The organism is Pseudovibrio denitrificans JCM 12308, assembly GCF_001310815.1.
In the GTDB taxonomy this organism is placed as follows: domain Bacteria; phylum Pseudomonadota; class Alphaproteobacteria; order Rhizobiales; family Stappiaceae; genus Pseudovibrio; species Pseudovibrio denitrificans.
In genome coordinates this window covers 131,451-156,527 of the sequence record NZ_BAZK01000010.1, presented here as the reverse complement: position 1 = coordinate 156,527, position 25,077 = coordinate 131,451, and the positions used below count along the sequence as shown (strand labels likewise).

At 53.2% G+C, this 25,077-nt stretch carries 21 protein-coding genes and 5 pseudogenes; 23 read left to right on the top strand and 3 right to left on the bottom strand.

Features of this window, described 5'->3' with window-relative positions; all coding sequences use genetic code 11:
• Positions 1–271: 271 nt before the first annotated feature.
• The 23 genes and pseudogenes from JCM12308_RS15215 to JCM12308_RS30060 all read left to right on the top strand — a co-directional run bounded on the left by JCM12308_RS15215 (position 272) and on the right by JCM12308_RS30060 (position 22,416).
• Positions 272–1,204, top strand: a complete 933-nt coding sequence (locus JCM12308_RS15215) for a sugar-binding transcriptional regulator (RefSeq protein ID WP_014283869.1) — start codon at positions 272–274, stop codon at positions 1,202–1,204.
• Positions 1,205–1,273: 69 nt separating this feature from the next.
• Positions 1,274–2,272 carry a BMP family lipoprotein gene (locus JCM12308_RS15210; protein ID WP_008552342.1) on the top strand — a complete coding sequence of 333 codons (999 nt, stop codon included), beginning with the start codon at positions 1,274–1,276 and terminating at the stop codon, positions 2,270–2,272.
• Positions 2,273–2,601: 329 nt separating this feature from the next.
• A complete protein-coding gene (locus JCM12308_RS15200; RefSeq protein ID WP_054784319.1) occupies positions 2,602–4,116 on the top strand; it encodes an ABC transporter ATP-binding protein in 1,515 nt (504 codons plus the stop codon).
• A 61-nt stretch (positions 4,117–4,177) separates the two neighbouring features.
• A pseudogene (locus JCM12308_RS15195) lies at positions 4,178–5,278 on the top strand (ABC transporter permease).
• Positions 5,279–5,288: 10 nt separating this feature from the next.
• Positions 5,289–6,257, top strand: a complete 969-nt coding sequence (locus JCM12308_RS15190; RefSeq protein ID WP_008552286.1) for an ABC transporter permease — start codon at positions 5,289–5,291, stop codon at positions 6,255–6,257.
• Positions 6,258–6,268: 11 nt separating this feature from the next.
• Positions 6,269–6,673: a cytidine deaminase gene (gene cdd / locus JCM12308_RS15185; protein ID WP_008552457.1), complete on the top strand. Its 405-nt coding sequence runs from the start codon at positions 6,269–6,271 to the stop codon at positions 6,671–6,673.
• A 2-nt stretch (positions 6,674–6,675) separates the two neighbouring features.
• A complete protein-coding gene (locus tag JCM12308_RS15180) occupies positions 6,676–7,482 on the top strand; it encodes a purine-nucleoside phosphorylase (protein WP_014283870.1) in 807 nt (268 codons plus the stop codon).
• A gap of 14 nt (positions 7,483–7,496) precedes the next feature.
• Positions 7,497–8,120: pseudogene (gene deoC / locus JCM12308_RS31580) on the top strand (deoxyribose-phosphate aldolase); the annotation flags it as partial.
• A gap of 156 nt (positions 8,121–8,276) precedes the next feature.
• Positions 8,277–9,593, top strand: coding sequence for a thymidine phosphorylase (gene deoA / locus JCM12308_RS31575; protein WP_008552418.1), 1,317 nt, complete (start codon positions 8,277–8,279; stop codon positions 9,591–9,593).
• A 99-nt stretch (positions 9,594–9,692) separates the two neighbouring features.
• Positions 9,693–10,912: pseudogene (locus tag JCM12308_RS15170) on the top strand (phosphopentomutase).
• A gap of 148 nt (positions 10,913–11,060) precedes the next feature.
• Positions 11,061–11,936 carry a phytanoyl-CoA dioxygenase family protein gene (locus JCM12308_RS15165; protein WP_014283873.1) on the top strand — a complete coding sequence of 292 codons (876 nt, stop codon included), beginning with the start codon at positions 11,061–11,063 and terminating at the stop codon, positions 11,934–11,936.
• A gap of 3 nt (positions 11,937–11,939) precedes the next feature.
• Positions 11,940–12,941 carry an adenosine deaminase gene (locus JCM12308_RS15160; RefSeq protein ID WP_008552500.1) on the top strand — a complete coding sequence of 334 codons (1,002 nt, stop codon included), beginning with the start codon at positions 11,940–11,942 and terminating at the stop codon, positions 12,939–12,941.
• A gap of 213 nt (positions 12,942–13,154) precedes the next feature.
• Positions 13,155–14,417 carry a DUF1688 family protein gene (locus JCM12308_RS15155; protein ID WP_128647420.1) on the top strand — a complete coding sequence of 421 codons (1,263 nt, stop codon included), beginning with the start codon at positions 13,155–13,157 and terminating at the stop codon, positions 14,415–14,417.
• Between the two features lie 126 nt (positions 14,418–14,543).
• Entirely contained in the window at positions 14,544–15,173 is a 630-nt protein-coding gene (upp, locus tag JCM12308_RS15150; RefSeq protein WP_008552496.1) for a uracil phosphoribosyltransferase, read from the top strand.
• 169 nt (positions 15,174–15,342) lie between these two features.
• A complete protein-coding gene (locus JCM12308_RS15145; protein WP_054784317.1) occupies positions 15,343–16,005 on the top strand; it encodes a phosphoribosylanthranilate isomerase in 663 nt (220 codons plus the stop codon).
• A 164-nt stretch (positions 16,006–16,169) separates the two neighbouring features.
• Positions 16,170–16,679 carry a retropepsin-like aspartic protease family protein gene (locus tag JCM12308_RS15140; protein ID WP_208609125.1) on the top strand — a complete coding sequence of 170 codons (510 nt, stop codon included), beginning with the start codon at positions 16,170–16,172 and terminating at the stop codon, positions 16,677–16,679.
• 92 nt (positions 16,680–16,771) lie between these two features.
• Positions 16,772–17,814, top strand: a pseudogene (locus tag JCM12308_RS15135) (aldose epimerase family protein).
• 46 nt (positions 17,815–17,860) lie between these two features.
• Positions 17,861–18,908, top strand: a pseudogene (locus JCM12308_RS15130) (histone deacetylase family protein).
• 250 nt (positions 18,909–19,158) lie between these two features.
• Positions 19,159–19,596: a DUF805 domain-containing protein gene (locus tag JCM12308_RS15125; protein WP_008552419.1), complete on the top strand. Its 438-nt coding sequence runs from the start codon at positions 19,159–19,161 to the stop codon at positions 19,594–19,596.
• A 102-nt stretch (positions 19,597–19,698) separates the two neighbouring features.
• A complete protein-coding gene (gene dapE, locus JCM12308_RS15120) occupies positions 19,699–20,868 on the top strand; it encodes a succinyl-diaminopimelate desuccinylase (protein ID WP_054784316.1) in 1,170 nt (389 codons plus the stop codon).
• Positions 20,869–20,892: 24 nt separating this feature from the next.
• A complete protein-coding gene (locus tag JCM12308_RS15115; protein WP_014283880.1) occupies positions 20,893–21,501 on the top strand; it encodes a hypothetical protein in 609 nt (202 codons plus the stop codon).
• Positions 21,502–21,595: 94 nt separating this feature from the next.
• Entirely contained in the window at positions 21,596–21,991 is a 396-nt protein-coding gene (locus JCM12308_RS32355) for a DUF2189 domain-containing protein (RefSeq protein ID WP_208978611.1), read from the top strand.
• Complete coding sequence (locus JCM12308_RS30060; protein WP_208978610.1) at positions 21,976–22,416, top strand: DUF2189 domain-containing protein; 441 nt, start codon at positions 21,976–21,978, stop codon at positions 22,414–22,416. The genes JCM12308_RS32355 and JCM12308_RS30060 overlap by 16 nt, the downstream gene beginning before the upstream one ends.
• 59 nt (positions 22,417–22,475) lie before the next feature.
• On the opposite strand, the gene truA is transcribed toward JCM12308_RS30060, so the two are convergent.
• From truA to fmt, 3 genes are all read right to left on the bottom strand, one after another.
• Positions 22,476–23,306, bottom strand: coding sequence for a tRNA pseudouridine(38-40) synthase TruA (gene truA / locus JCM12308_RS15105; RefSeq protein WP_054784315.1), 831 nt, complete (start codon positions 23,304–23,306; stop codon positions 22,476–22,478).
• A 181-nt stretch (positions 23,307–23,487) separates the two neighbouring features.
• Positions 23,488–23,994, bottom strand: a complete 507-nt coding sequence (locus JCM12308_RS15100; protein WP_208978609.1) for a GNAT family N-acetyltransferase — start codon at positions 23,992–23,994, stop codon at positions 23,488–23,490.
• A 55-nt stretch (positions 23,995–24,049) separates the two neighbouring features.
• Entirely contained in the window at positions 24,050–24,988 is a 939-nt protein-coding gene (gene fmt, locus JCM12308_RS15095; RefSeq protein ID WP_054784382.1) for a methionyl-tRNA formyltransferase, read from the bottom strand.
• Positions 24,989–25,077 lie beyond the last annotated feature (89 nt).

The window sequence follows — 25,077 nt, the reverse complement described above, 5'->3', positions numbered from 1 at the left end:
AGCTAGCAGTAAGATTCTGCAAATCGCGACCTTTATTTCCTTGACCTTCCGTTTCACCTAATGCAAATGTGTGTTTGAAATATTTCTCACCTCGTGAAGAAATATTCTTTTCTGATTTGGGGGAGTGCTCAGAAGCTCTGAAACTGGGCATTTCAGACGGAAATTTGGGAATGGATTCTGGAGGAATCTCCAGAAAACCATATAGGAATATAAGAGGCTAGACCATGAAGCAGACGAATGGACCACATCTTTGGCCATTAGAGCCGCTTGGATGTCTTTCATTGGCCGAAGCACTCAGGGGGAGATTGCTGGCCGCCTTGGGGTTTCTCCTGCAAAGGTTCATCGCCTAATAGCACATGCTCAAAAAGAAGGCTTGATAAAATTTCATATCGAAGCCCGGCCTTCTGAATGCGTTGAATTAGAACAATTTCTCTGTAAGCGAATGAATCTGGAAAATTGCTTTATTGCTCCAGATCTTGGCAGCGGTGACGAAGCCGACTCTTTCACCGCAGTTTCATCATTTGCAGGCCAATATCTTCATTCACTTTTTACAACAAACCCGCCTAAGCGTATCGGCGTAGGTATGGGCCGGACGCTCCAGTCCACCATCGAGGCTATGCCTCGTGTCCACCTTCCTGAGCTTGAGCTGCTGTCTGTATCCGGCTCGCTCACCCGCCGCCTCTCTGCCAACCCATATGACGTTGTGCAGCAGCTTTGCGCAAAAACCGGCGGTGAAGGTTTCTACCTTCCTGTTCCTTATATCGCTGAAACTAAAGCAGAAAGAGACACTTTCGTTTCTCAGGGCGCAGTGCAGGAACTGCTCTCCAAAGCGAAGGCTGCTGAGCTGTTCATCATTGGCATTGGATCTGTAGAGAAGGAAGGTCACCTGGTACAGCGCAAGCTGATTACCTCAGAAGAACGCGAAGAACTGCTGGATAGCGGCGCGTGTTCTGACGTGATGGGCCGCTTTGTCGATATTAACGGCAATGAAGTGTCCTGTTCTCTAAACGAAAAAGCAGTCGGATTGCACTTTGATGAAGTCCGTAAGGCGCATGTCGTCGCAATCGTTGGCGGTTACCGCAAAGCGAAAGCAACACTGGCGGCACTTGCGACCGGTATCATCAAGGATCTGATCATCGACGAGGTATTGGCCAGAGAACTCGCTGGCCTGCTGAAAGAGAACGAGCTCGAAACAACAGCATAAGTTGGAAGCCCGTTCTTTTAAGGAAGAGCCCTTTCCGCTCTAAGGAAAGACTATAATAAGGAAGAAACCGTGAAAACCACAACAATCCTCGGTGCAGTTGCCCTGGCAGCCGTCATGACGACAGGAGCAATGGCAGAAACTTTCAAGCCCGCAGTCGTTTACGACTTCGGCGGTCGTAATGACCGGTCTTTCAATGAAGCTGCTTACAAAGGCGCATTGCAGTTTGAAGAACGCACAGGCGTAAAGTTCCGCGATTTTGAGATCCAGAATCCATCTCAGCGTGAACAGGCTCTGCGTAACTTCGCTCGTCGTGGCCTCGACCCAATCATCACGATTGGTTTCGCTCAGGCAGCAGCGCTGGAGAAAGTTGCGAAAGAGTTTCCTGACACGCACTTCGCTATCGTTGACGCAGTTGTAGACCTGCCAAACGTGCGTTCCATCGTCTTCAAGGAAGGCGAAGGCTCGTTCCTGGTTGGTCTGCTGGCAGCAATGGCAACTGAATCCAACACCATTGGTTTTGTTGGTGGTATGGACATTCCGCTGATCCGCAAGTTTGCATGTGGCTACAAGCAGGGTGCGAAATACGCAAAGCCTGATATTGAAGTCATTGAAAACATGACTGGAACCACCGGCGCAGCATGGACTGACCCACTCAAGGGTGGTGAGCTTGCACGCTCTCAGTTCGCACGCGGCGCAGACGTTGTGTTCCACGCAGCTGGCCTCACCGGCACTGGTGTTCTTCAGGCAGCAGCTGACGAAGGCAAGCTGGGTATCGGCGTAGACTCCAACCAGAACCACCTGCACCCAGGTTCCGTTCTGACATCCATGATCAAAGGCGTAGATGTAGCTGTCGATAAGACACTCACCGACGCACAGGAAGGCAAGTGGACTTCTGGTGTTGAAGTACTCGGCCTTGCTGAGAATGGTGTTTCCTGGTCTTACGATGAGTACAACAAGCCGCTCATCAGTGAAGATATGAAGTCTGCAGTTGAGCAGGCGAAGATGGATATTATTTCTGGCAAAGTAGAAGTTCACGATTACATGGTGGATTCTACCTGCCCGTTCTAATTTAATAGAAGTGCCCGCACTACCTGGTGTGGGCATTTTCGCTTACGGTTGTTCTTCGGGACGACCACTTCTTTGGAGCTTTTACGTTCTGAAGGAAATTATGAGGGACTTGCGCCCCTGCAGTCCACGTAGAGATTTCAGCCTTTGGGAGCGAAGGTTGAGGGGGAAACGAGGAAACTGCATTGGGATCTGTTCGCTGCTTCTCCTGGGGGTGGGGCAAAGCTTTTGAAACGGTGTACTTCGAAAGCAGGGAATAAGATCGATGCGCAAGTTATTGATTTGATAGACCAGAAAGGCCGGGCAACAGTGCTGAAAGCAATGTACCTGCCATCGAGTTAATTGGCGTAAGTAAGAGTTTTGGGCCTGTTCAAGCGAACAAGGACATTGACCTTGTCGTTGGAAAAGGTTCCATTCACGGGATCATTGGTGAGAACGGAGCGGGTAAGTCCACCTTGATGTCGATCCTCTACGGCTTTTATCACGCCGATAGCGGAACAATTAAAGTCGATGGTAAGGCAACCACTATTCCTGATTCGAAGAGCGCGATTGCGCAGGGCATCGGTATGGTGCACCAGCATTTCATGCTCGTCGATCCATTCACAGTTCTAGAAAACGTTATTCTTGGCGCTGAGGGCGGCGCACTGTTGAAAGACGGTGTCGCAAACGCACGTCGCGAACTTAAGCGTTTGGCAGACGAATATGACATGACAATTGACCCAGACGCAGTCGTGGGTGAATTGCCAGTTGGTTTGCAGCAGCGTGTAGAGATCCTGAAGGCTCTTTACCGTGGTGCAGACATTCTCATCCTTGATGAGCCTACAGGTGTGCTCACACCTGCTGAAGCTGATCACCTCTTCCGCATCCTGCGCGTTCTGCGCGATCAGGGCAAAACAGTTCTGCTGATCACCCACAAACTGCGCGAAATCATGGACGTAACCGATACGGTTTCCGTGATGCGTCGCGGTGAAATGGTTGCATCACGCAAAACTGCAGAAACTTCCATGGAAGAACTGGCTGAACTTATGGTAGGCCGCAGTGTTCTCCTCGAAGTTGATAAGCCTGAAGTGGAAGTTGGCAAGCCTCTCCTCAAAGTGGAAGGCCTCAACGTACGCGACGAGCGCGGTGTTCTGCGCGTGAAGGACGTATCCTTCGAAGTACGCGCAGGTGAAGTTCTTGGTATCGCAGGCGTGTCCGGTAACGGTCAGTCAGAGCTTCTTGCAGCTCTCTCCGGTATTACCCGCGCTGAAAGCGGTAAGATGGAACTGGTTGGCGAGAAACTGGATCTCTCCGAACCGCACGATGCAGCAGAGATGCGCCAGCGCGGCATGAGCCACGTGCCGGAAGATCGCCACCGTATGGGCTTGATCAACGCGTTCGCTGAGTACGAGAACTCCATTCTCGGCTACCATCGCGAACCAAAGTACTCAAAAGGTCTGTTCCTCGATAAGGGCGCGATCCGCAAGGAAGCAAACGAACGCATCGAGAAGTACGACATCCGTCCTCCAACCACTGAAATGGCAGCCGCGAAATTCTCAGGCGGTAACCAGCAGAAAATCGTTCTGGCACGCGAGATCGAATGCGATCCGGACGTTCTGCTGATTGGTCAGCCAACCCGTGGTGTTGATATCGGTGCGATTGAGTACATCCATAACCGGATCATGGACATGCGTGCCCAAGGCAAAGCAGTCCTTCTCGTATCCGTAGAACTAGACGAAATTCGCTCTCTCTCAGACCGCATCATTGTCATGTTTGATGGCAACGTGGTCGGTGAGCGTGGGGCCGAAGCAACAGAGCAGGATCTTGGTCTCCTCATGGCTGGTGTCAATCAAGAGGCAGCAGAATGATCATGAACAACCTGTTTCACAATAATATTTGCTTTGACCTGACATTTGGGGGAACACAGAAATGAGTAAGGGGCAACTTCCTCGTTGGGTTGATTACGGTCTGCTACCGGCCCTCAACCTGATCGCGGCATTCATCGTTTCTGGCTTGGTGGTTGTAGTAATTGGCGAAGACCCGTTCGAAGCTGTTAAATGGCTCGTATGGGGCGCTCTGGGTTACGGTGAAGGCATCGGCTACACCCTGTACTACGCAACAAACTTTATCTTTACCGGCCTGGCTGTGGCAGTCGCCTTCCATGCTGGTCTGTTTAACATTGGTGGTGAAGGTCAGGCTACGTAGGCGGTCTGGGTATCGCTCTGGTCTGTCTTGCCATGGACCGTTTCGTTCCATGGTGGATCACATTCCCGTTTGCAATCGCAGGCGGCGCGCTCTTCGGCGCAGCCTGGGCATTCATCCCAGCATATCTGCAGGCAAAGCGCGGATCCCACATCGTTATTACGACAATCATGTTCAACTTCATCGCATCCGCGCTGATGGTGTACTTGCTGTCTAACGTCCTGATCCCTCAGGCACCATGTCTCCTTCCTCCCGTAACTTCGAGGCAGGCGGTCAGCTTCCGCTGCTCAGAAACGTCTTCACAAGCTTCGACTTCGGTCAGTCTCCTGTGAACCTGGCGTTCTTCCTGGCTCTCGCAGTTTGTGTGGTTGTCTGGCTTCTCATCTGGCACACCAAGCTCGGCTACGAAATCCGCAGCTTTGGTAAGAACCTGATGCAGCGTCCTACGCTGGTATCTCTCCGGTTCGCATCACCGTTGTAACCATGCTGATTTCCGGCGCTCTTGCTGGTCTGATGGGCATCAACGTTGTGATGGGTGAGCAGACACGCCTGCTTCTCGACTTTGCAGGTGGTGCTGGCTTCGTTGGTATCGCGGTTGCGCTGATGGGACGAGGACATCCAATCGGGATTATCCTTGCGTCCATGCTCTTCGGTCTGCTCTATCAGGGCGGCGCAGAACTGGCGTTCGAAATCCCAACAATCTCACGCGACATGATCGTGGTCATTCAGGCCCTGGTTATTCTCTTCGCTGGTGCACTTGAGCATATGTTCCGCCCAGCAGTCGTAGCGTTCTTCGATCGCTTCTCTTCAAACACAGCAGAAGCTTAAGGAGACGGACATGTTAGACACAATCATTCTTGTTCTCGACAGTACATTCCGCCTGTCAACTCCTCTTCTGTTTGCGTGCCTTGCTGGCCTGTTCTCAGAGCGTTCCGGTATCGTCGACATTGGTCTGGAAGGTAAGATCCTCGGCGCTGCATTCGCAGCAGCTGCAGCGGCCTATGTTTTCCAGAGCCCATGGATCGGCCTTCTTGCGGGCATCATCGTTTCCGTTCTTCTGGCACTGGTGCACGGTTATGCATCCATCAGCCAGCGCGGTAACCAGGTGGTGTCTGGTGTGGCGATCAACTTCCTTGCAGCTGGTCTGACCGTATTGCTTGGTCAGGCATGGTTCTCTCAAGGTGGTCGGACTCCGGCGCTGTCTCCAGCAACACGCTTTGAAAGCATTACATTGCCATTCGCTGATACTCTGGCGAACGTCCCTGTGCTCGGCCCGATCTATGCAGATCTGATCTCCGGTCACAACATCCTGGTTTATGCATCCTTTGCTGCCGTACCGTTGACCTGGTGGATCGTGTTCAGAACACGCTTCGGCCTGCGTCTTCGCGCAGTAGGCGAGAACCCTTCCGCTGCTGATACTGCGGGTCTATCAGTAACACTGCTACGTTACCGTGCGACAATCATCTGTGGTATTCTCTGCGGGTTCTCCGGTGCTTACCTGTCTGTTGCGCAGGGCGCTGGTTTTATTAAGGACATGAGTGCGGGTAAGGGCTTTATTGCTCTGGCAGCTCTTATCTTCGCTAAGTGGAAGCCAGTGAACGCCATGTTCACCTGTCTCCTCTTCGGCTTCCTTGATGCATTGGCAATCCGTCTTCAGGGCCAGGAAATTCCTGGAATTGGCGAAGTACCTGTTCAGGTCTTCCAGGCTCTGCCGTACGTGCTGACTGTGGTTCTTCTTGCCGGCTTCATCGGTCGCGCAATCCCACCGAAGGCATCTGGTATCCCTTACGTTAAAGAGCGTACATAAGGACAATAATAATGAGCGCATTTGACAAGCTTTTCGAAGAAGCAAAGGCGGCGCGAGAAACCGCCTATGCGCCATACTCCAACTTCAAGGTGGGCGCTGCATTGCTCACCTCTGATGGCAAAGTGGTCTCCGGGTGTAACGTCGAAAACGGCGCCTACCCGGAAGGCACCTGTGCTGAAGGCGGAGCAATCGCGGCCATGATCCGCGGTGGCTCCTCCAAAATTGATGAAGTTGTAGTTCTGGCAGACGCCGCGCTGTGCACACCATGTGGTGGTTGTCGTCAAAAACTTTCGGAATTTGCGAGCAACAAGCAGATCAAGATCCATGTAGCCAATCTAGAAGGTCTGCGTAAAACCTTCACCATGGAAGAACTGCTGCCTGCTGGCTTTGAATTGAATGAACAGATTGAGGATTGATTATGAGCGGATTTGGTAAGGAATCAGCGGAAATTGTACGCGCTGCTCGCCCAGGTGATTACAAAGTTGGGATGATCCTCGGTTCTGGTCTGGGTTCCCTGGCTGAGGAAGTGGAAGACGCAGTACGCGTTCCATACAACCGCCTCACCGGTTTCCCTGTCTCTTCTGTTACCGCGCACGCAAGTGAGCTGGTTGCAGGCACTCTGGAAGGTGTTCCGGTCGTTATTCTGTCCGGTCGTGCACACTACTATGAGAGCGGCAACCCATCCGTAATGCGCACTCCGCTTGAGACCCTCAAAGCACTTGGCTGTGAAACAATCGTTGCAACCAATGCTGCGGGTTCCCTGCGTGAAAACATCAAACCGGGTTCTCCAATGCTGATCAACGACCACATCAACTGGTCTGGTCTGAACCCGCTCATCGGCGAAGAAGACGAGAGTCGTTTCCTCGACCTTTCCGCCGCATACGACCCAGAGCTTCGTGAGCAGCTCAAAAAAGCAGCTGCTGAAGTTGGTGAAGATCTCGAAGAGGGCGTCTACATGTGGTTCTCCGGTCCGTCTTTCGAGACCCCGGCAGAAATTCGCATGTCTCAGGTGCTCGGTGCTGATGCCGTTGGCATGTCCACCGTACCGGAAGTGATTATGTCTCGCTTCCTCGGCATGCGCGTCGCAGCAATCTCCACCATCACCAATATGGGAGCTGGCCTACAAGCCCACGGCCTCTCTCATGATGAAACCAAGGAAATGGCCCCGCTTGGAGCGGCCAAGATCAAAAAGATTTTGCGTGCCTTCCTCAAAAACATGGCTTGAAGGAAACTGGCAAAATGACCGAAGCATCAACAAAAGAAATAGCAAAGCGTGCTCTAGGACTTATCGATCTAACCAACCTGAACGATGACTGCACCGCAGAAGATGTAGCAGCACTTATTGAGCGCTCCTCTACACCTTACGGGCACACTGCAGCCATCTGCATCTGGCCTCGCTTTATTAAGCAGGCAGCTGAACTGCTGAAGAACTCTCCGGTTCGCATCGCAACCGTTGTAAACTTCCCGGCTGGCGGTGAAGACACAGCAGCAGTGATCGAAGAAACCAAACAGGCTCTCGCTGACGGCGCGGACGAAATTGACCTCGTCATGCCATATCGCGCATTCGCTGAAGGCCGTCGTGGTTTCGCTGAAGATCAGATCAAACAGGTTCGTGACGCAATTCCGGCTCCAGCACAGCTCAAGGTTATCCTTGAAACCGGTGAGCTGAAGGATCCTCGTCTGATCCACCTGGCTTCTGAAATTTCTATTGCGCAGGGTGCAGACTTCATCAAAACCTCCACAGGCAAGGTGAAAGTCAACGCGACTCTCGAAGCTGCAGAAATCATGCTCAATGTTCTGCGTGAAACTTCCAAGGAAGATCACCGTGTAGTTGGTTTCAAGCCAGCTGGTGGTGTGCGCACTGTAGAAGAAGCAGCTGAATACCTGAAACTGGCTGACGAACTGATGGGCAGCAACTGGGTATCTTCAGCAACGTTCCGTTTCGGCGCAAGTGCCTGCTCGACGCAGTGCTCGCTGGCATCGAAGGCCGTGATAACGACACTAAAGAGACCTACTGATATGCTTCCTCAAGAAATCGTTCGTAAGAAACGTGAAGGCGAAGTCCTGACTGCAGAAGAAATTCAATTCTTCGTAAAGGGCATCACCGATAACAGCGTAACTGAAGGACAGGTTGCTGCTCTGGCAATGGCTGTGTTCTTCAAAGGTCTCAGCGTTGACGAGCGCGTCGCTCTGACCCTCGGCATGCGTGACAGCGGTGACGTTCTCGACTGGTCCGACATCGAAGCACCAATCGTTGACAAGCACTCCACTGGTGGTGTTGGCGATAACGTGTCTTTGATGCTCGCACCTGCACTGGCTGCAAACGGTGCTGCAGTTCCAATGATCTCCGGTCGTGGCCTCGGCCACACCGGTGGTACTCTGGACAAGCTGGAAACCATTCCTGGCTACTCTGCAAAACCATCCAACGAACTGTTCCGCAAGGTTGTTCGTGAAGTTGGTTGTGCGATCATCGGCCAGACTGGTGACCTCGCACCTGCTGACAAGCGCTTCTACGGTATCCGTGATGTGACCGCGACTGTTGAGAGCATTGATCTCATCACCGCATCCATCCTCTCCAAGAAGCTGGCAGCTGGCCTTGAAACTCTGGTTCTCGACGTTAAGTGGGGCACCGGCGCATTCATGGCGAACTACGAAGACGCAAAAGCTCTGGCTGAAAGCCTCGTTCTTGTTGCAAACGGCGCTGGTCTTAAAACCACCGCATTGCTGACAGATATGAACGAGTCTCTGGCATCTGCAGCTGGTAACGCGATCGAAGTTCAGAACGCTGTAGACTTCCTGAAAGGCACCCACGTCGACAATCGTCTGTGGGATGTGACCGTTGCAATTGGTGCAGAAGGTCTTGCCAACTCAGGTCTTGCTGACTCCGTTGATGACGGTAAGAAGAAGATGGAAGAAGCCTTCACCTCTGGTAAGGCAGCTGAACTCTTCGGCAAGATGGTCGGTGAACTCGGCGGTCCTAACGACTTCATGGAGAAGCCAGAAGCATACCTTGCGAAGGCTCCGATCCAGCGTCCAGTTTACATGCCGGAAGCGTCTCTGGTTACTGGTGTTGATGCACGTGCAGTTGGTCTTGCAGTTGTTGAACTCGGCGGTGGTCGTCGTGCAGCAGCGGACGAAATCGATCCTGCTGTTGGCCTCACAGACATCGCTGGTGTTGGCACATCCGTAGATAGCGAAACTCCAATCGCTATCATCCATGCACACACCGAAGATCAGGTAGAGCGTGCAGAGAAAGTTCTGCGTGACGCTTACACCTTCGGTTCTGCAGCGGACGTCAAAGAGTTCGACACCATCCGTGACCGTATTGCGCCTTAATCAGCGCAGCAATAATTAACTGGTAGGACAGCCTCTCACCTCATTAGAGCAGACATTATCTGACTGAGAGCTGTCCTCCAAAGACTTAAGGAAACGCGAATGCCACGCGCAATTATGTGTGTACTCGACAGCTTCGGTATCGGCGCAGCCGACGACGCTGACAAGTTTGGCGATGTCGGCTCCGACACCCTCGGTCACATTGCCGATGCATGTGCAGAAGGTAAAGGCGATAAAGAAGGTCTGCGCAGCGGTCCTCTGTCTCTGCCTAACATGGATCGTCTTGGACTGGGCGCTGCCGCTCGTGCATCCACTGGCAAAGACGTTAAAGGTCTGGATTTCTCCGGCACTCCAGAATCCCATTGGGGTTTTGCTGCTGAAGTTTCCAACGGCAAAGACACACCATCCGGTCACTGGGAAATCGCTGGCGTACCAGTCACTTTCGACTGGGGCTACTTCCCTGATGAAAACCCATCTTTCCCTGCTGAGCTGGTCGAAAAGATCATCGAAGTGGGTGAGCTGCCAGGCGTTCTGTGCCTGACACATGGTTCCGGTACTGTCGTTATTGAAGAGTTCGGTGAAGAGCACGTCAAAACCGGCAAGCCAATCATCTACACCTCTGCGGACAGCGTTCTGCAGATTGCAGCACACGAAGAGAGCTTTGGCCTTGAGCGCCTGTTGGACCTCTGCGTGAAGTGCCGCACATTGGTGGACGATTACAACATCGGTCGTGTGATTGCCCGTCCGTTTGTTGGATCTAAAGAAGCTGGCTTCGAGCGTACTGCAAACCGTCGCGACTACTCTGTTCTTCCTCCGGCTCCAACTGTTCTGGACCGTCTGGAAGATGCTGGTCGTCAGGTGATTGCAGTCGGCAAGATCTCTGACATCTATGCAGCTCAGGGCATCACCAAACTGCTGAAGGGCGCTGGCAACGACCAGCTCTTTGACCGCACTTTGGAAGCAATGGACTTGGCGAAAGACGGAGACCTTGTGTTCTCTAACTTCGTTGACTTCGACATGCTCTACGGCCACCGCCGTGACGTGCCGGGTTATGCCGCAGCTCTGGAACACTTCGATAAGCGTCTGCCAGAGATGATCGAAAAGATGAACGACGGCGACCTGCTGGTCTTGACTGCTGACCATGGTTGTGACCCAACCTGGAAAGCACAGACCACACCCGCGAGCACGTGCCTGTGCTGGCTCTGGTGAAAGGCGAGCAGGGTTCCGACATCGGAAAACGCCCGACTTTTGCTGATATCGGTGAGTCTGTTGCCAAGCATCTTGGTATTTCAGCTGGCGAAAACGGAAAGAGTTTTCTGTAGATCCAGCCGGCATATTTGAAAATAAGCCGGGCAAGCTCCGTTTGCCCGGTTTAGTGTACCGCGATATATTTCCGAATTGCCTATGATTTGCAAATGGTAAGGATGCAGGGAGAGGCATCCGTCGTGTTACATTAGAGGGGAATGCAGCATGCAGGCTCGCAAGTTTACTGCACAGCAAGATGGAAGCTTAACGCCGGAGATGAAGAAGGCGTTTGAAGAAGATGGCTTCCTCGTTCTTGAAGGATTTGCATCTCCGGAAGAATGCGATCAGCTCAAAGCACGCATGAACCAACTGATTGATGAATTCGACCCGTCATCGGTTGCGTCCGTTTTCGAAACCAATGCCCAATCCCATGCGAAGGACGCTTACTTCCGCGAAAGCGGCGATAAGATCCGTTTCTTCTTTGAGGCTGAGGCATTTGATGAAAATGGTGCTCTGACAAAGGACAAGCATCAGGCGTTGAACAAGGTGGGCCACGCCCTCCATGACTATGACCCGGTGTTTGAACAGTTCTCACGTTCCCCCAAGATGGAACGTGTTGCGAAAGATGTTGGGCTGGTAGAGCCATTGCTCGCGCAGTCCATGTACATCTTCAAGCCGCCGCACATTGGTGGCGAAGTAAACAACCATCAGGACTCCACCTTCCTCCACACAGCGCCGTTGACCTGCACAGGCTTCTGGTTCGCTTTGGAAGATGCGGATGAAACCAATGGTGGTTTGTATGGCGTACCAGGCGGCCACAAAGGGCCACTGCGCAAACGCTTCCATTACAACGGCGAAGCCCTCGTGATGGAAACCCTAGACGAAACCCCACTCGAAAAATCTGAGGAAGACGCTGCACCGTTGGTCGCCCCGAAAGGAACCCTCGTCATCCTTCACGGACTGGTGCCGCACAAGTCAGCTCCGAACCGCTCTGACAAATCCCGTCACGCCTATGCAGTTCATATGGTAGACGGTACAGCAAAGTGGTCGGACGATAACTGGATTGTTCGGGCTAAAGACAAGCCAATGCACGGATTTTAAGAAATGAGACCAAAGCAGAATGTGGTGCCACGCGCTGAACTGCACTGTCATATTGAAGGTGCTGCACCTCCAACGCTCGTAAGAAAGCTGGCTCAACGCTATGATGTAGATCTGGGTGATCTGTTCGACACCAACGGAGCCTACAGCTGGCATGATTTTACCACCTTCATTCAGCAGTACGATGTAGCCGCATCCCTGTTCCGTCGCCCTGGCGACTACGCAGAACTCGCTGAAACCTACTATAAAATGCTGGCTGCAGAAGGCGTGATCTACGCGGAAGTGTTCATCTCCCCGGACCACGCTGTTAAAGCTGGCCTGAGCTACCAGTCCTATCTGGAAGGCCTTGTCGCTGGCCTTGAGCGCGCAAAAGCAGACACCGGTATCGAAGGCCGCCTTGTACCTCTCGGCGTACGCCATGAAGGTGCTGAGTCCGTTGAAGGCGCAATCAAAGCCGTCATCGACAACCCGCACCCAATGGTCACCGGTTTCGGTCTGGCAGGCGATGAGCGTATCGGCCCTGCGAAGGACTTCGAAAAAGCCTTCGCAATGGCGCGCGAAGCAGGTCTGGGCCTCACCGCACATGCGGGTGAGTTCGGCGGAGCTGAAAGCGTTCGCGATGCACTGGATTACCTGAAGATCACCCGTGTTGGTCACGGTGTCCGCGCTGTTGAAGATGAAGCACTGGTTCAACGTCTGGTGGATGAGGAAATCACCCTTGAGGTGTGCCCGCATTCCAACATCGCGCTCGGTGTTTACTCCAACCTGCGTTTCCACCCGGTGAACATGCTGCGTCAGGCTGGTGTCCGCATCACCTTGAACTCCGATGACCCGCCATTCTTCCACACGACCTTGGGCCACGAATACGTGGAAACCTCTCGTGTGTTTGGTTGGACCCGCGACATCCAGAAATCCATCACGAAGAACGCGCTGGAAGCAGCCTTCGTGGATGAGGAAACCCGTGCGGTTCTTCTAAAGCGTTTGGACACTTTAACTGAAGAAGCATGAGTTTTTGCTTGAGTTGAGTGTGCATAAGCGGGAAAACTGGCATAGCCGGGTTTCTTATGCTCAAAACCTCAGAGCGTAGCTTGAAAAAAGCCCGTACCTCCATAAAAAGGTGCGGGCTTTATAGTGTAGGCCACGAGGGCAATTTAGGCTTCGGGCTGATATTGCATAAGACCACTCCGGCAAACCAGAAACACGAGTGCTTTCGGGCCTCACATGGCAAAACGACAGGAAACGACGAAGATGGAGATGCAAGCATCGCAGGCTTTGTCCTTGCTCAACGCAAAAGCTGTACGTGAACGCTCACACATGCTTTTGGAGCTGGGATTGCAGGGCGAACTTGAGCACTTTGCCGTTGATCTCTCGCACCTTGCAGAAGCAGCCCGCAGAACGCTGGCAGCGACCGACAACAGCTATCCTGACAGGCAGATCCCGTTTCATGCGCGTTGGCGCCATTTTGAAACCGGTGGCATCGACCGTTGGGCCATGCTGGCTGGGGCGCGCCGCTTTTCAGACGTGCAAGGCATGGGCCGTGCTGCCTTTGACCTAGCGATTGTCTCAGCCCTGCTTGATGCCGCTGCAGGCGAAAACTGGAAGTACCGCGAAGCCATCACCGGCGAGACGTTCAAGCATTCTGAAGGTCTGGCTATCGGCTCACTGGCCATGTTCTCTGCTGGTTTCTTCTCCGATGAGCCGCTGGACCCACTTCGGGCAGATGCCGTCACATTGTTCCGCCTGGACAAAGACGAACTCGCAGAGGGTCTTCAGGTCACAGACAAAAACCAGCTCATTGGGCTGGATGGTCGCTTGTCATTATTGAACCGCTTAGGGGAGGCCGTCTCTCTCCGTGACGATCTGTTTGGCAAGGAAGATGAGCCACGTCCGGGCGGGCTGTTCGATGTCCTCTATGAAGAAGGGCAGAGCGGTCCTTTGGATGCTGAACGCATTCTGGAAGTGGTTCTGGATGGTCTGGGGCCGATCTGGCCCAACCGTGAGCAGATCGATGGTGTGATCCTGGGCGACACCTGGCGCCATTCAAAGGTCACAGCTCAGGATAAAACTGACAATCTGGTGCCTCTTCACAAACTTTCTCAATGGATTGCCTATTCTTTAGTTGAACCTCTCTCGTGGGCTGGTATTGAGATGGCAAACATTGATGGTTTGACCGGCCTTGCTGAGTATCGCAACGGCGGACTGTTTCTGGACACAGGCGTACTACGCCTGAAAGACCCACAACAGTCCTTGAACAAGCACGAAGTAAGTAGCGAGCTGGTTGTTGAATGGAGAGCCCTGACGATCGCTCTCCTCGATAAGCTCGCCGATTGGATTCGGGCAGATTTGTCTGTCTCTCGGGACCAGCTTCCTCTGGCATGTGTGTTGGAAGGTGGCTCCTGGGCAGCAGGACGACAGATTGCCCTTGAAAAACGAGGTGATGGATCTCCACCCCTGATGATTATCAGTGATGGAACGGTTTTTTGATCTATAACCTGAAGTCAATTGCACCCGTCCATATCGGGTGCCGAACATAAGACACGCACTGCCATGTACATGCTGACAAACGGCAGGTGCACATAAAAGACCCGACAGTTGAAAAAGAGGAACACGATGTCCGGCGCAACCGTAATCGCACACCCGCTTGTCCAGCATAAGCTGACCCACATGCGGAGAAAAACAACTCCGACGCAGGACTTCCGCCGCTTGCTGCGCGAAATCTCTCTGTTGCTGTGCTACGAAGTAACACGCGACCTGAAGATGACCACCCAGACCATCGACACGCCTGTCGCTGAAATGGAAGCACCTGTTCTGGCTGGTAAAAAGCTCTGCTTTGCATCCATCCTGCGCGCTGGTAACGGCCTGCTGGAAGGCATGCTGGAACTGATCCCGTCCGCTCGTGTTGCGCACATCGGTCTCTACCGTGATCCTAAGACTCTGGAAGCAGTTGAATACTACTTCAAGGCACCACAGGAACTGGACGAGCGTCTGGTGATTGTTGTTGACCCAATGCTCGCAACTGCAAACTCCGCGATCTCCGCTGTTGAGCGCCTGAAAAAGCGCGGCGCGAAGAACATGGTGTTCGTATGTCTGCTGGCAGCTCCTGAAGGTGTTGCGCGCTTCAACGAAGCGCACCCGGACGTGCCGATCTACACCGCATCCATCGATGAAAAGCTCAACGAGAAGGGCTACATCGTACCGGGTCTGGGCGACGCCGGTGACCGGATGTACGGTACAAAATAAACTTTCTTGGTTTATAAGCGTCAGACCTCAGGTCTGGCGCTTTTTTCTTGTAGGGACACTCAAGAAATACAGACAGAAATACCGGAGACGATACGCACCGCAAAACTGTGTATTCGTCCCTTATGAGGTGCATGCCGTTTAAAGGCGATAAGCGGAAGGGGATGATGGAATGCCAAACAATGCTCGTACCCGTCTGAAAGTGTGCTGTATTTCAACATCCGGCGAAGCAGCCACAGCCGTTGCTTGTGGTGCCGATGCTGTCGGCCTAGTCGCGCACATGCCCTCCGGCCCCGGCGTGATCGAGGATGATCTCATTCTCAACATCGCCCGGCAAATCCCACCTGCCGTTGCCACCTGGCTCCTCACATCCCGTACAACTGCACGGGAAATCGTCGAACATGTGCTGACCTGTGGAACCAACACAGTCCAGATCGTCAGCCCAATCGACCCCGGCGAATATCAGGAGCTACGTCTTGATCTCCCTGCAAGCACGCGCATCGTTCAGGTTGTTCATGTAGAAGACGAATACTCCTTTGAAATTGCACAGGAATATGGCCGTGTTGCTGATGCGGTCCTGCTCGATTCTGGTCGCCCCTTGGAAAATGAACTGGGCGGAACAGGCCGAACCCACAACTGGGACCTGAGCCGCCATATCGTTGAAAAGCTGGATGTACCAGTCTTCCTCGCCGGAGGTCTCACGCCGCAAAACATCATCGAAGCGATTGAAACTGTGAAGCCATACGGTGTCGATGTCTGCAGCGGGGTCCGCGTCAATGGTCGCCTCAACCGAACTCGCCTGACAGAATTTGCTGCTGCAATTGCCTGTACCTGATGACTAGGTAGATCTCCGGAATTCTTCGGTTTTTAATTAGAATTCTTGCCTTTCTCTTCGGCTCGGCTGTATACCTATGAAAAGTAATGGGCAAAACGCTGAGCGATCTCTGAACACGGCGAAAGACCGGGATGCTATGCTGCCCAAAGGGAGCGGGGGAGCACGTGCAACGATATATCTGGGTCATGGTTGTTGTTGTTTGCGCCGCACTGATCGTACCAAAGGTGCTGGAAGAGCGTTTGCTGGGTGTTGTTGAGGTTCACGAACCTAAGCCTGACGCCCAGCCGACCAAGACAACCAAACGCACGACCCGGATCAGAAAAGCTGCCAATGGCCACTTCATGGCTTCCATCAAGATCAACGGTCATAAGACCGAGGCCCTGATCGACACTGGCGCAAGTCTGCTCGCTATTCCTTACAGTATCGCCCGTAAAGCTGGCATCCGAGTCCGCAATGAAGACTTCACTGTCGAAGTGCGCACCGCCAACGGCATCACCTCTGGTGCAACAGCCTCAATTTCAAATCTCTATTTGGGCTCAATTCATATACGCAACGTTAAAAGTCTTATCCTTAAAGATGAAGCGCTCTCGCAGGTGCTTTTAGGGATGTCTGCGTTGAACAGGCTTGGCAAAATCACGCTCGGCAACAAAGAGCTTGTGATTACACCAAGATAAGCAAAAAAATAAATCCTGCTGCGTGCAGCCCTGCAAAGGGCGGTATCCTTTTGTCTTGCTTGTACTAATTCTCGTTTCATAGGAGGTTGGTAGTGAAACGGCGACCTGAGGGGGAGGCAGGTCTGCAATTGAAAGGGAAAGCAGTGGCTATTCGTGATTTCGGTGAGCTGGAAAACCGGGAAACTGTGAAGGAAGTGACACTGCATGGCGGAGATCTGACCGCAAGCATCCTCACTTACGGAGCCACAGTACGCAGACTGCAGCTGGGAGACCGCGACCTAACGCTCGGCTTCGACAATCTGCGCGACTACGAACTTCACTCACCACACATGGGCGCCACCGCAGGCCGCTGCGCCAACCGCATTGCAAACGGCTGCTTCTCAATCGGCAATGACGAGTTCCAACTCTCCGTCAATGAAGCGGACGTCACCATCTCCACGGCGGCCATACAGGGTTTGCGCACCGCATCTGGACCATCGAAGAAGCCAGCGAAGACAGCGTTCTGCTCTCTTTGGTATCTCCGGATGGGGAAGAAGGCTATCCGGGCACTGTCCAGATCACATGCCGCTATACCCTCACCAAAGACAACACGCTGCGCATTGAGTTTTCCGGTTCCACAGACAAGCCGACCCTGCTGAACCCTGCGCATCACAGCTATTTCAATCTGGGTGATCATGAAGACGTGACAAAACACCAGATCATGATCCCGGCCCGCTCTTATCTGCCAGTTTCCGATGAGTTGATCCCAACCGGCGAAATCGTCGATGTGGCTGGCACAGCCTATGATTTCCGAGAAATGCGTCAGGTGCAGGATGAGCAGGACAGTCGTTTTGACAACAACTTCTGCCTTCGCCAGTTCCGTCTGGAAAAGCCAGAGCTATCTGCTGTCGTGTTTGAGCCTGAAACTCAAATTAAGATGGAAGTCTGGTCAACCGAGCCGGGCATTCAGTTTTACGATGGCAGCTCGCTGAATACACCTGTTCCGGGCTTTAACGGCAAAAACTATGGTCCACGTGCTGGCCTGTGCCTTGAGCCTCAATGCTGGCCTGATAGCCCAAACCACGAGGAGTTTGCGTGTTCCACGCTTCAACCAACTGAGCACTACCTGCAAATAACAGAATACCGTTTCATCTGATGTGCTGAGGAGAGTAGCACATCAGGCGTTGTAAAGGACGATAACAGTGAAGACTATCTTTTCGCCTGATCAGCTGTTGCATGCCCCGACCAAAGAAATCTCGGATGGGAAACTGGTACCTGCCAACGAGATACCCTCTCGCGCCGAAATCGTTCTTGAGCACATCAAGAAAGCGCAGTTCGGAGAGGTTCTTGCTCCCAACGATTTTTCTCTGGACCCGATCCTCAAAGTGCATGACGCGGACTATGTCACGTTCCTGCTGGATTTCTGGCAGCTCTGGCTGGCAGAAGGGCGCACTGAAGAGGAAGTCTTCCCGTTTGTCTGGCCAGTCCATGGCCTCAGACACGATATCGTCCCCGATCAGATTGATGGTAAGCTCGGCTTCTATTCGTTTGATGCTGGCACCCCCATGGGGGCTCACACATGGACTGCAGCGCGCAAGAGTGCGGAAACTGCTTTGACCGGGGCGGATCTGCTCCTCTCCGGTGACAACTCCGCATTCGCGCTCTGCCGCCCTCCGGGGCACCACGCTCACCGCCGCTCTATGGCGCTACTGCTTCCTGAACAATGCCGCAATCGCAGCCCAGCATCTGCGCGATCAGGGCGTGGGCAAGGTCACGATTTTTGACGTGGACTATCACCACGGCAATGGAACCCAGGCGATCTTTTATGACCGGGCCGACGTCCAGTTCCTGTCTATCCATGCGGACCCGAAAGTGGAGTTTCCTTACTATCTGGGCCATGCCAATGAACGCGGCCTGAAAGAAGGGGCAGGGTACAATCACAACTACCCACTTCCCCATGGAACCTCCTGGGTCGAGTGGGCTGAAGCCATGGAAGATGCCTGCCGAAGCATTGAGAAGTTTGCACCGGACGTAATCATTGTCTCACTTGGCATGGATCCCTATGAGAAAGACCCGATCTCCAAGTTCAAACTGAAAACAGATGACTTCTCCAGAATAGGCGCCCGTATTGCCAGACTGAGCAAGCCAACACTGTTCGTGATGGAAGGCGGTTATGCCGTCGGAGATTTGGGCATCAACTGCACCAAGGCACTCAGCGGATATCTCGATACTGTGACTATCGGTTCCTGACAGGCTAACACGCTCTGAAACATGCATTTTGTATCGTGGCGGGAGATTATCTTCCCCGCCACTTGTGTCTTGCGGCTGCCTCCCTCTTGAAAGCAGCTCACATTATGCGTACATCCTTGCGAACTGAAATTTCTTAAAGCGTATTCCCGTAAGGTGGGGAACGGTTTTCGGATAACAACACGCAAGAACATGAGGGATTAAAGCAGCCCAGCCGCTTAACCATCAGGCAGCTGCTTTAAGTGATCAGATAATGCCAGAGCAAAATAGCCCGAAAACAAACCTGTTTTGGTTGTTTTTCAACCCGTTTGGACGAATCTCCAAAGGCGTATACTGGCTCGCAATCGCGCTGATCTTCTGTGTGATGTACATTGCTATAAGCGTGACTGCTGGCTCGCTGACTTACAACGAAAGTGATGCAGTAGATCTCACACTGGCGCAGGTTTACAACGATATGTTGGCAACAAACCCGCTGTTGTTTCCGCTGATCCTCCTCACAAACTTTATGATGTTTATGCTTGTGATCAAGCGTCTGCAGGATCGTGGAATCACGGGATTTGTGGCGCTGACCTTGTTCCTGCCTTTCCTCAATCTGCTTGTGCCAATCGTTGTTGGCTTCCTGAAAAGCGAGGAAGGCCCGAACAGATACGGCCCAACGTCCAACAGCCGCCCGATCAAACCCAAAAAGTAAGCGTCTCTGTTGAGATTTTGCGGTGTTATAGGCCAGTGAAATTCACGAAGTGCTGGCAACTCGTGATTGACCATCTGGCACAGCACAGCTAAATCTCGGAGCATGACTGATACGCTTTCTCCTGCGGTACAGATCTGCCGCGACCTTATCCGCTGTCCAAGTGTCACCCCGGCTGAAGGCGGTGCTCTTTCCACGCTCGAAAACCTGCTTGCAGGCGCTGGTTTTGATGTTTCCCGTGTCACCTTCACCGATGAAGATACACCGGACGTCGAGAACCTGTTTGCCACCATCGGCACAGGCAAACCGCATTTCGTGTTTGCAGGGCATACCGATGTTGTGCCAGTAGGCGACGAAGCCGCATGGACCCATGGCCCGTTCGACGGCACCATCGCTGATGGCATGCTGCACGGACGTGGAACGGCAGATATGAAAGGCGGCGTTGCAGCGTTTGCAGCAGCAGCTCTGGACTATGTGAAGGCGCATCCAGACGGAATTCCGGGCCAGATCTCCTTCCTCATCACCGGTGACGAAGAAGGCCCAGCAATCAACGGTACTGTGAAACTGCTGGAGTGGGCCAAAGAGCAAGGGCACGAGTTTGATGCCTGTATCGTGGGCGAGCCAACCAACCCGGATGCTCTGGGCGATGCCATCAAAGTGGGCCGCCGCGGCTCCCTGACCGGCACAATCAAGGTCAACGGCACACAGGGCCATGTGGCCTATCAGCATCTGGCAGACAACCCTGTACCGGGTATGCTCAAACTGCTGAGTGCAGTTTCTGAGGTGGAACTGGACAAAGGTAACGAGCGCTTCCAGCCATCCAATCTGGAAATCACCACCGTCGACGTTGGCAACACAGCAACCAACGTTATTCCAGCGCATGTAATGGCGAAGTTCAACATTCGCTTTAACGATCAGTGGTCTGTCAAATCTCTGAGCGAGCACGTCACCAAGCTTCTGAGCGATGCAGCGCCAGAAGGTCTTGATTGGAGCATTGAATACGCCAAGGAAGCAACCGACAGCTTCCTGACCCATGACGAAGCGCTGATCCAGACCCTCTCCAACTCCATCAAGACAGTTACAGGCCGCACGCCTGAGCTATCTACCGGTGGTGGCACCTCAGATGCACGCTTCATCAAGAACTACTGTGCTGTAGTTGAGTTCGGCCTCGTTGGTCAGACCATGCACAAGGTCGATGAGCACGTCGCAGTGGCAGATATCGAGCAACTCGCCGACATCTACTTTCGCTTCCTGCAAGATTACTTTCAGGCTTGAGTTGATTAGGAACAGGATGGTGTGATGGCTCTTGGCATTCAGGAAATTCGCCAGTCCTGCATTGCATCCTGGAGGATCATGAAGGGAGAGGCAGAAGCGGTGCAGCAGTTTGATCTGTCTGCAGACGGCTTCTGGCGCTCCTTTCTGGTCATCTTCCTGTTGCTGCCCTTTTACTTCCTGTCTCTGATCTCCGAGCAGGCTTTGATGCTTGAGCATCAGGCCGCTATGGGGCCTGATGCGACGGAAGTTGTTGCAACTGGTGCTCAGTTCTACACCGGCAAAACCATCTCGCTGTTCGTGGATTGGATTGCCTTTCCGATCGTCGTCGGTCTTCTGGCTGGATCACTGGGGCTGGGACGCAACTACGGTCCTTACATCATCGTCAGAAACTGGAGCACACTGCTCATTCTGCTGCCGCAGACGTTCCTCAATCTGTTCTATTTGGCGGGGCTGATCCCGTCTGCTCTGCTGATCATGCTGACATTCCCGATTGTCGGCTGGGTGCTGTGGTACCGATTCCAGATCGCCCGTATTGTTGGTGGATGCACATTCTCCATTTCCATCGGTCTTGTTGTGCTGGATCTGGTGCTTTCCATCCTGATCAGCGCTTCGTTTGACCGGCTGTTTGCCTGATCAAACCAGTTTTTCGCCTGCCCCTTTAAATTTTCAGTAGCGCTCACCTGAGTTTCCGCGCACACTTGACGTGGAGGAAAATTGGGAGGGACGGATGTCAGACAATCATCTGACTGTACCTGCGGGTGCACAAAACCCGCAGAACAAGCTGGCGAAACCTATAGTTCGTCAGGTTACTTTGGAGGATATAACAAGCTCCCTAAAGCTTGGAATTCTGGACTTTGTGAAAACGCCGGTTATTGGCTTAACCTTCGGCGCGTTCTTTATGATCGGCGGAATACTGGTTACATTGCTCTCGTTCTGGGTGGACATGAGCTACATCAGCTACCCGCTGGCCTGCGGCTTCCTGCTGCTTGGGCCATTTGCAGCGCTTGGGCTCTATGAAGCCTCCAGACGGCTTCAAGCGGGGGAAACTCCACGTATGAGTGGCCTGTTCACCCTGATGTGGGAGCAACGCCGCGGTGAGATTGCTGGATGGCCTTTGTGGTGATTTTCATCCAGTTCCTATGGATGTTTAAAGTCCACCTGCTGCTGGCGCTCTTCTTGGGGATGCAGGGCTACGGCACATTTGTGCAGTTCGCGCAGACGATCTTCGAAACCTCAGACGGCCTCCTGTTCCTTGCGGCAGGCCATCTTGTGGGGGCGTTCTTTGCGGTCCTGCTGTTTGCCGTCAGCGTGGTCTCTTTTCCAATCCTGTTGGATACGGAACTGGACTTTGTCACCGCGATGATCACGAGCGTAAAGGTCGTAACTGGAAGCCCGGTGGTCATGGTTGGATGGGGACTGCTCATCACGGCAATCCTGATGGTCTCCATGATCCCCGCGTTCATCGGTCTGCTGGTCACACTGCCAGTGCTAGGCCACACCACATGGCACCTTTACAAGCGTGTGGTGACCTTCGAAGACGCAAAATAAATCGGCAAACCGGAGGAGGACGGCCTCCGGTTTCCTTTTAGGCTTCAGAGATGGAGAACTTAATCTTCTTCATCCGCTGGCGCTTCATCAGCACCAACGTTCTTCAGGCTATCCTGATAGGCGAGGAAAGAGGCTTCATCCTCTTCTGGAGTGCGATAGTCCACCTGAGTGAGGTAAAGCCCTTCAGGAACGGCAACAGGCCCACACGCCTTGCGATCGCATGCTTCCAACGCAGTTTTCAGATCATCCTTGGTCCAGCGGCCTTCGCCTACAAGACGCAGACTACCCACCATAGAACGAACCTGATTGTGCAGGAACGAGCGGGAACTGCATTCCAGAAATACGTGATAGCCTTGGCGATAAACGCAAATGCGCTCCATGGTCTTCCACGGGCTCTTCGCCTGACACCGCGTATGGCGGAACGTCGTGAAATCATGATGCCCCAGCAGCACCTGCGCCGCTTCATTCATAGCTTCCGCATCCAGCTCCGGCTTCACGTACCAGGCTAGACCACGGTCATGCGTCAGAGGCTCAAGGCGGTTGGCAATCTTGTAGCGGTAATGACGGCGGATGGCAGAAAAACGCGCATCAAAGCCAAGCCCAGCCTTCTCACAGTCCAAGATAGCGACAGGGTCCGGCTGAGCATGAAAGTTCAGCGCATTTTTCACGGTTTCTGCTGGCCAGTCTTTGGAAAGATCCAGATGTGCCACCTGACCCGTTGCATGAACACCAGAGTCAGTACGGCCAGCGCCACCAATGGTCACTGTCTCACCCGTGAAAGACTTGATCGCGCGCTCAATCACACCCTGAACTGTTGGGCCGTTGTCCTGACGCTGCCAGCCAACGAAAGGGCGTCCGTCATAATCAATGGTAATTTTGTAGCGCGGCATTCTTATTCTTTGCAAAAGTTAAGCGGCAGGCTGTATAGCCCGTGCAGAGTGGCACAGGCAATCGCCCGCAGGATGCATCGGAAATTTCGCGCTGTACTATCAGATTTGAATGACCAAGACCAGACCTCGTGACAAGGCTGGAACCGAACCTACTCAAACTCCTGAAACGGCGTGGCATAGGTCACTTCAACAGGAAGCTCCTCACGCCCCGCCTGAGTAAATGGCAGCGCATGAAGATAGGTCCGGCATACGGCCCTTGGACCTTCTTTGCCAGCTCACTGTCAAAGCCAAAACGGTTGAAGTAGTCCGGTGCACCAAGCACGAGGACAAGATCTTCACCCAGCCCCTGCAACTCATCCAGTGCTGCTTGGATAAGCTTGGTGCCAACACCTTTGTTCTTGGCAGCGGGTTCAACACAAACCGGTGCAAGACAACTGATCTTCAGCCGGTGACCTTCACCAGTGCCAGTCACCCGTGAGAATGCAAGGTGTCCTAGAAGATTGCCATCATTATCCGTCGCAATGCGTTCCAGAACCAAAGCGCGGCAACCACGAAGCCGCTCAACCAAGCGGCCCTCATTGCTTTGCCCAAATGCCCGAACCAGCAGTGACAGGATAGCAGGCTCATCTTTCTTTTCAGGCCCACGGAGATCAACCTGATCCACTCCAAACTGTTGGACTTCAACCATGTCGCCTCCGTGTGTTCTTGTGTCTCTTAAGAAAAGCCTATCTGATTAAGTAGGGTCAGGAAACCTTGTCTCCAGCACTAAGCTTAGAGCCGCGTAAAAATTCATCGGTAGACATGGCCTTTTTGCCTGCCCGCTGAACCTGAACCAGCTTGATCGCACCAGAACCGCACGCAATGGTCAGCGTGCTTTCTTCTGCAACCAGAACCTCACCAGCGGCACCTGATCCTTCAGCAAGGCTGCTGCGCAGGATCTTCACACGCTCAGCGTTTTTGCCGCCGAGCTCCATCTCACACCACGCACCTGGGAAAGGAGAAAGACCGCGAATATGGTTGTGCACCTGCTCTGCTGACAGGGACCAGTCGATACGGGTTTCGCTCTTCTGGATCTTCTTGGCATAGGTCACACCATCCTCAGACTGAGGCGTAGAACTCAAACCACCACGAGACAATGCAGAAAGCGCACGCAGCATCAGGTCTCCGCCAAGGCCAGAAAGGCGATCATGCAGTTCACCAGCGGTCATATCCTCAGTGATCGCAACGGTTTCGGACATGCATACAGGGCCTGTATCCAGCCCTTCTTCCATTTGCATCACCTGAATGCCAGAGGCTTTATCACCCGCCATAATCGCACGGTTGATCGGCGCAGCACCGCGCCAGCGTGGCAGCAATGATGCGTGACCATTCAGACAGCCGTACTCGGTACCTTCCAGAATGGCTTTCGGCAGCAGAAGACCATAGGCCACCACAACAGCCACATCCGCTTCAAAAGAACGGAACCGTTCCTGTTCTTCTTCGCTTTTCAAAGAGGTAGGCGTGAAGACAGGAATGCCGAGGCTTTCAGCAGCTTCGTGCACCGGTGTCTTCTTCAGCTCCATGCCGCGTCCGGCTTTGCGTGGTGGCTGCGAGTAACAGGCAACCACATCCCAACCTTGCCCAACGATCTCAATCAGAGTTGGGACGGAAAAATCGGGAGTACCCATGAAGATGACGCGCAATGACATAGCTGACCTGCCTGCTGTAATTTTTGTGTTGCTGCTTTATAGCCTATCTCCGGCAAGTGGAAACCGGTTTTCCCGCAAAGATG

What these genes read in the sequence shown, in the direction of transcription:
- JCM12308_RS15215 (WP_014283869.1), top strand. Translation starts at nt 272, where the DNA reads ATGTCTTTCATTGGCCGAAGCACTCAGGGGGAGATTGCTGGCCGCCTT.
- JCM12308_RS15190 (WP_008552286.1), top strand. Translation starts at nt 5,289, where the DNA reads ATGTTAGACACAATCATTCTTGTTCTCGACAGTACATTCCGCCTGTCA.
- cdd (WP_008552457.1), top strand. Translation starts at nt 6,269, where the DNA reads ATGAGCGCATTTGACAAGCTTTTCGAAGAAGCAAAGGCGGCGCGAGAA.
- JCM12308_RS15180 (WP_014283870.1), top strand. Translation starts at nt 6,676, where the DNA reads ATGAGCGGATTTGGTAAGGAATCAGCGGAAATTGTACGCGCTGCTCGC.
- deoA (WP_008552418.1), top strand. Translation starts at nt 8,277, where the DNA reads ATGCTTCCTCAAGAAATCGTTCGTAAGAAACGTGAAGGCGAAGTCCTG.
- JCM12308_RS15165 (WP_014283873.1), top strand. Translation starts at nt 11,061, where the DNA reads ATGCAGGCTCGCAAGTTTACTGCACAGCAAGATGGAAGCTTAACGCCG.
- JCM12308_RS15160 (WP_008552500.1), top strand. Translation starts at nt 11,940, where the DNA reads ATGAGACCAAAGCAGAATGTGGTGCCACGCGCTGAACTGCACTGTCAT.
- JCM12308_RS15155 (WP_128647420.1), top strand. Translation starts at nt 13,155, where the DNA reads ATGGCAAAACGACAGGAAACGACGAAGATGGAGATGCAAGCATCGCAG.
- upp (WP_008552496.1), top strand. Translation starts at nt 14,544, where the DNA reads ATGTCCGGCGCAACCGTAATCGCACACCCGCTTGTCCAGCATAAGCTG.
- JCM12308_RS15145 (WP_054784317.1), top strand. Translation starts at nt 15,343, where the DNA reads ATGCCAAACAATGCTCGTACCCGTCTGAAAGTGTGCTGTATTTCAACA.
- JCM12308_RS15125 (WP_008552419.1), top strand. Translation starts at nt 19,159, where the DNA reads ATGCCAGAGCAAAATAGCCCGAAAACAAACCTGTTTTGGTTGTTTTTC.
- dapE (WP_054784316.1), top strand. Translation starts at nt 19,699, where the DNA reads ATGACTGATACGCTTTCTCCTGCGGTACAGATCTGCCGCGACCTTATC.
- JCM12308_RS15115 (WP_014283880.1), top strand. Translation starts at nt 20,893, where the DNA reads ATGGCTCTTGGCATTCAGGAAATTCGCCAGTCCTGCATTGCATCCTGG.
- JCM12308_RS32355 (WP_208978611.1), top strand. Translation starts at nt 21,596, where the DNA reads ATGTCAGACAATCATCTGACTGTACCTGCGGGTGCACAAAACCCGCAG.
- JCM12308_RS30060 (WP_208978610.1), top strand. Translation starts at nt 21,976, where the DNA reads ATGGCCTTTGTGGTGATTTTCATCCAGTTCCTATGGATGTTTAAAGTC.
- truA (WP_054784315.1), bottom strand. Translation starts at nt 23,306, where the DNA reads ATGCCGCGCTACAAAATTACCATTGATTATGACGGACGCCCTTTCGTT.
- JCM12308_RS15100 (WP_208978609.1), bottom strand. Translation starts at nt 23,994, where the DNA reads ATGGTTGAAGTCCAACAGTTTGGAGTGGATCAGGTTGATCTCCGTGGG.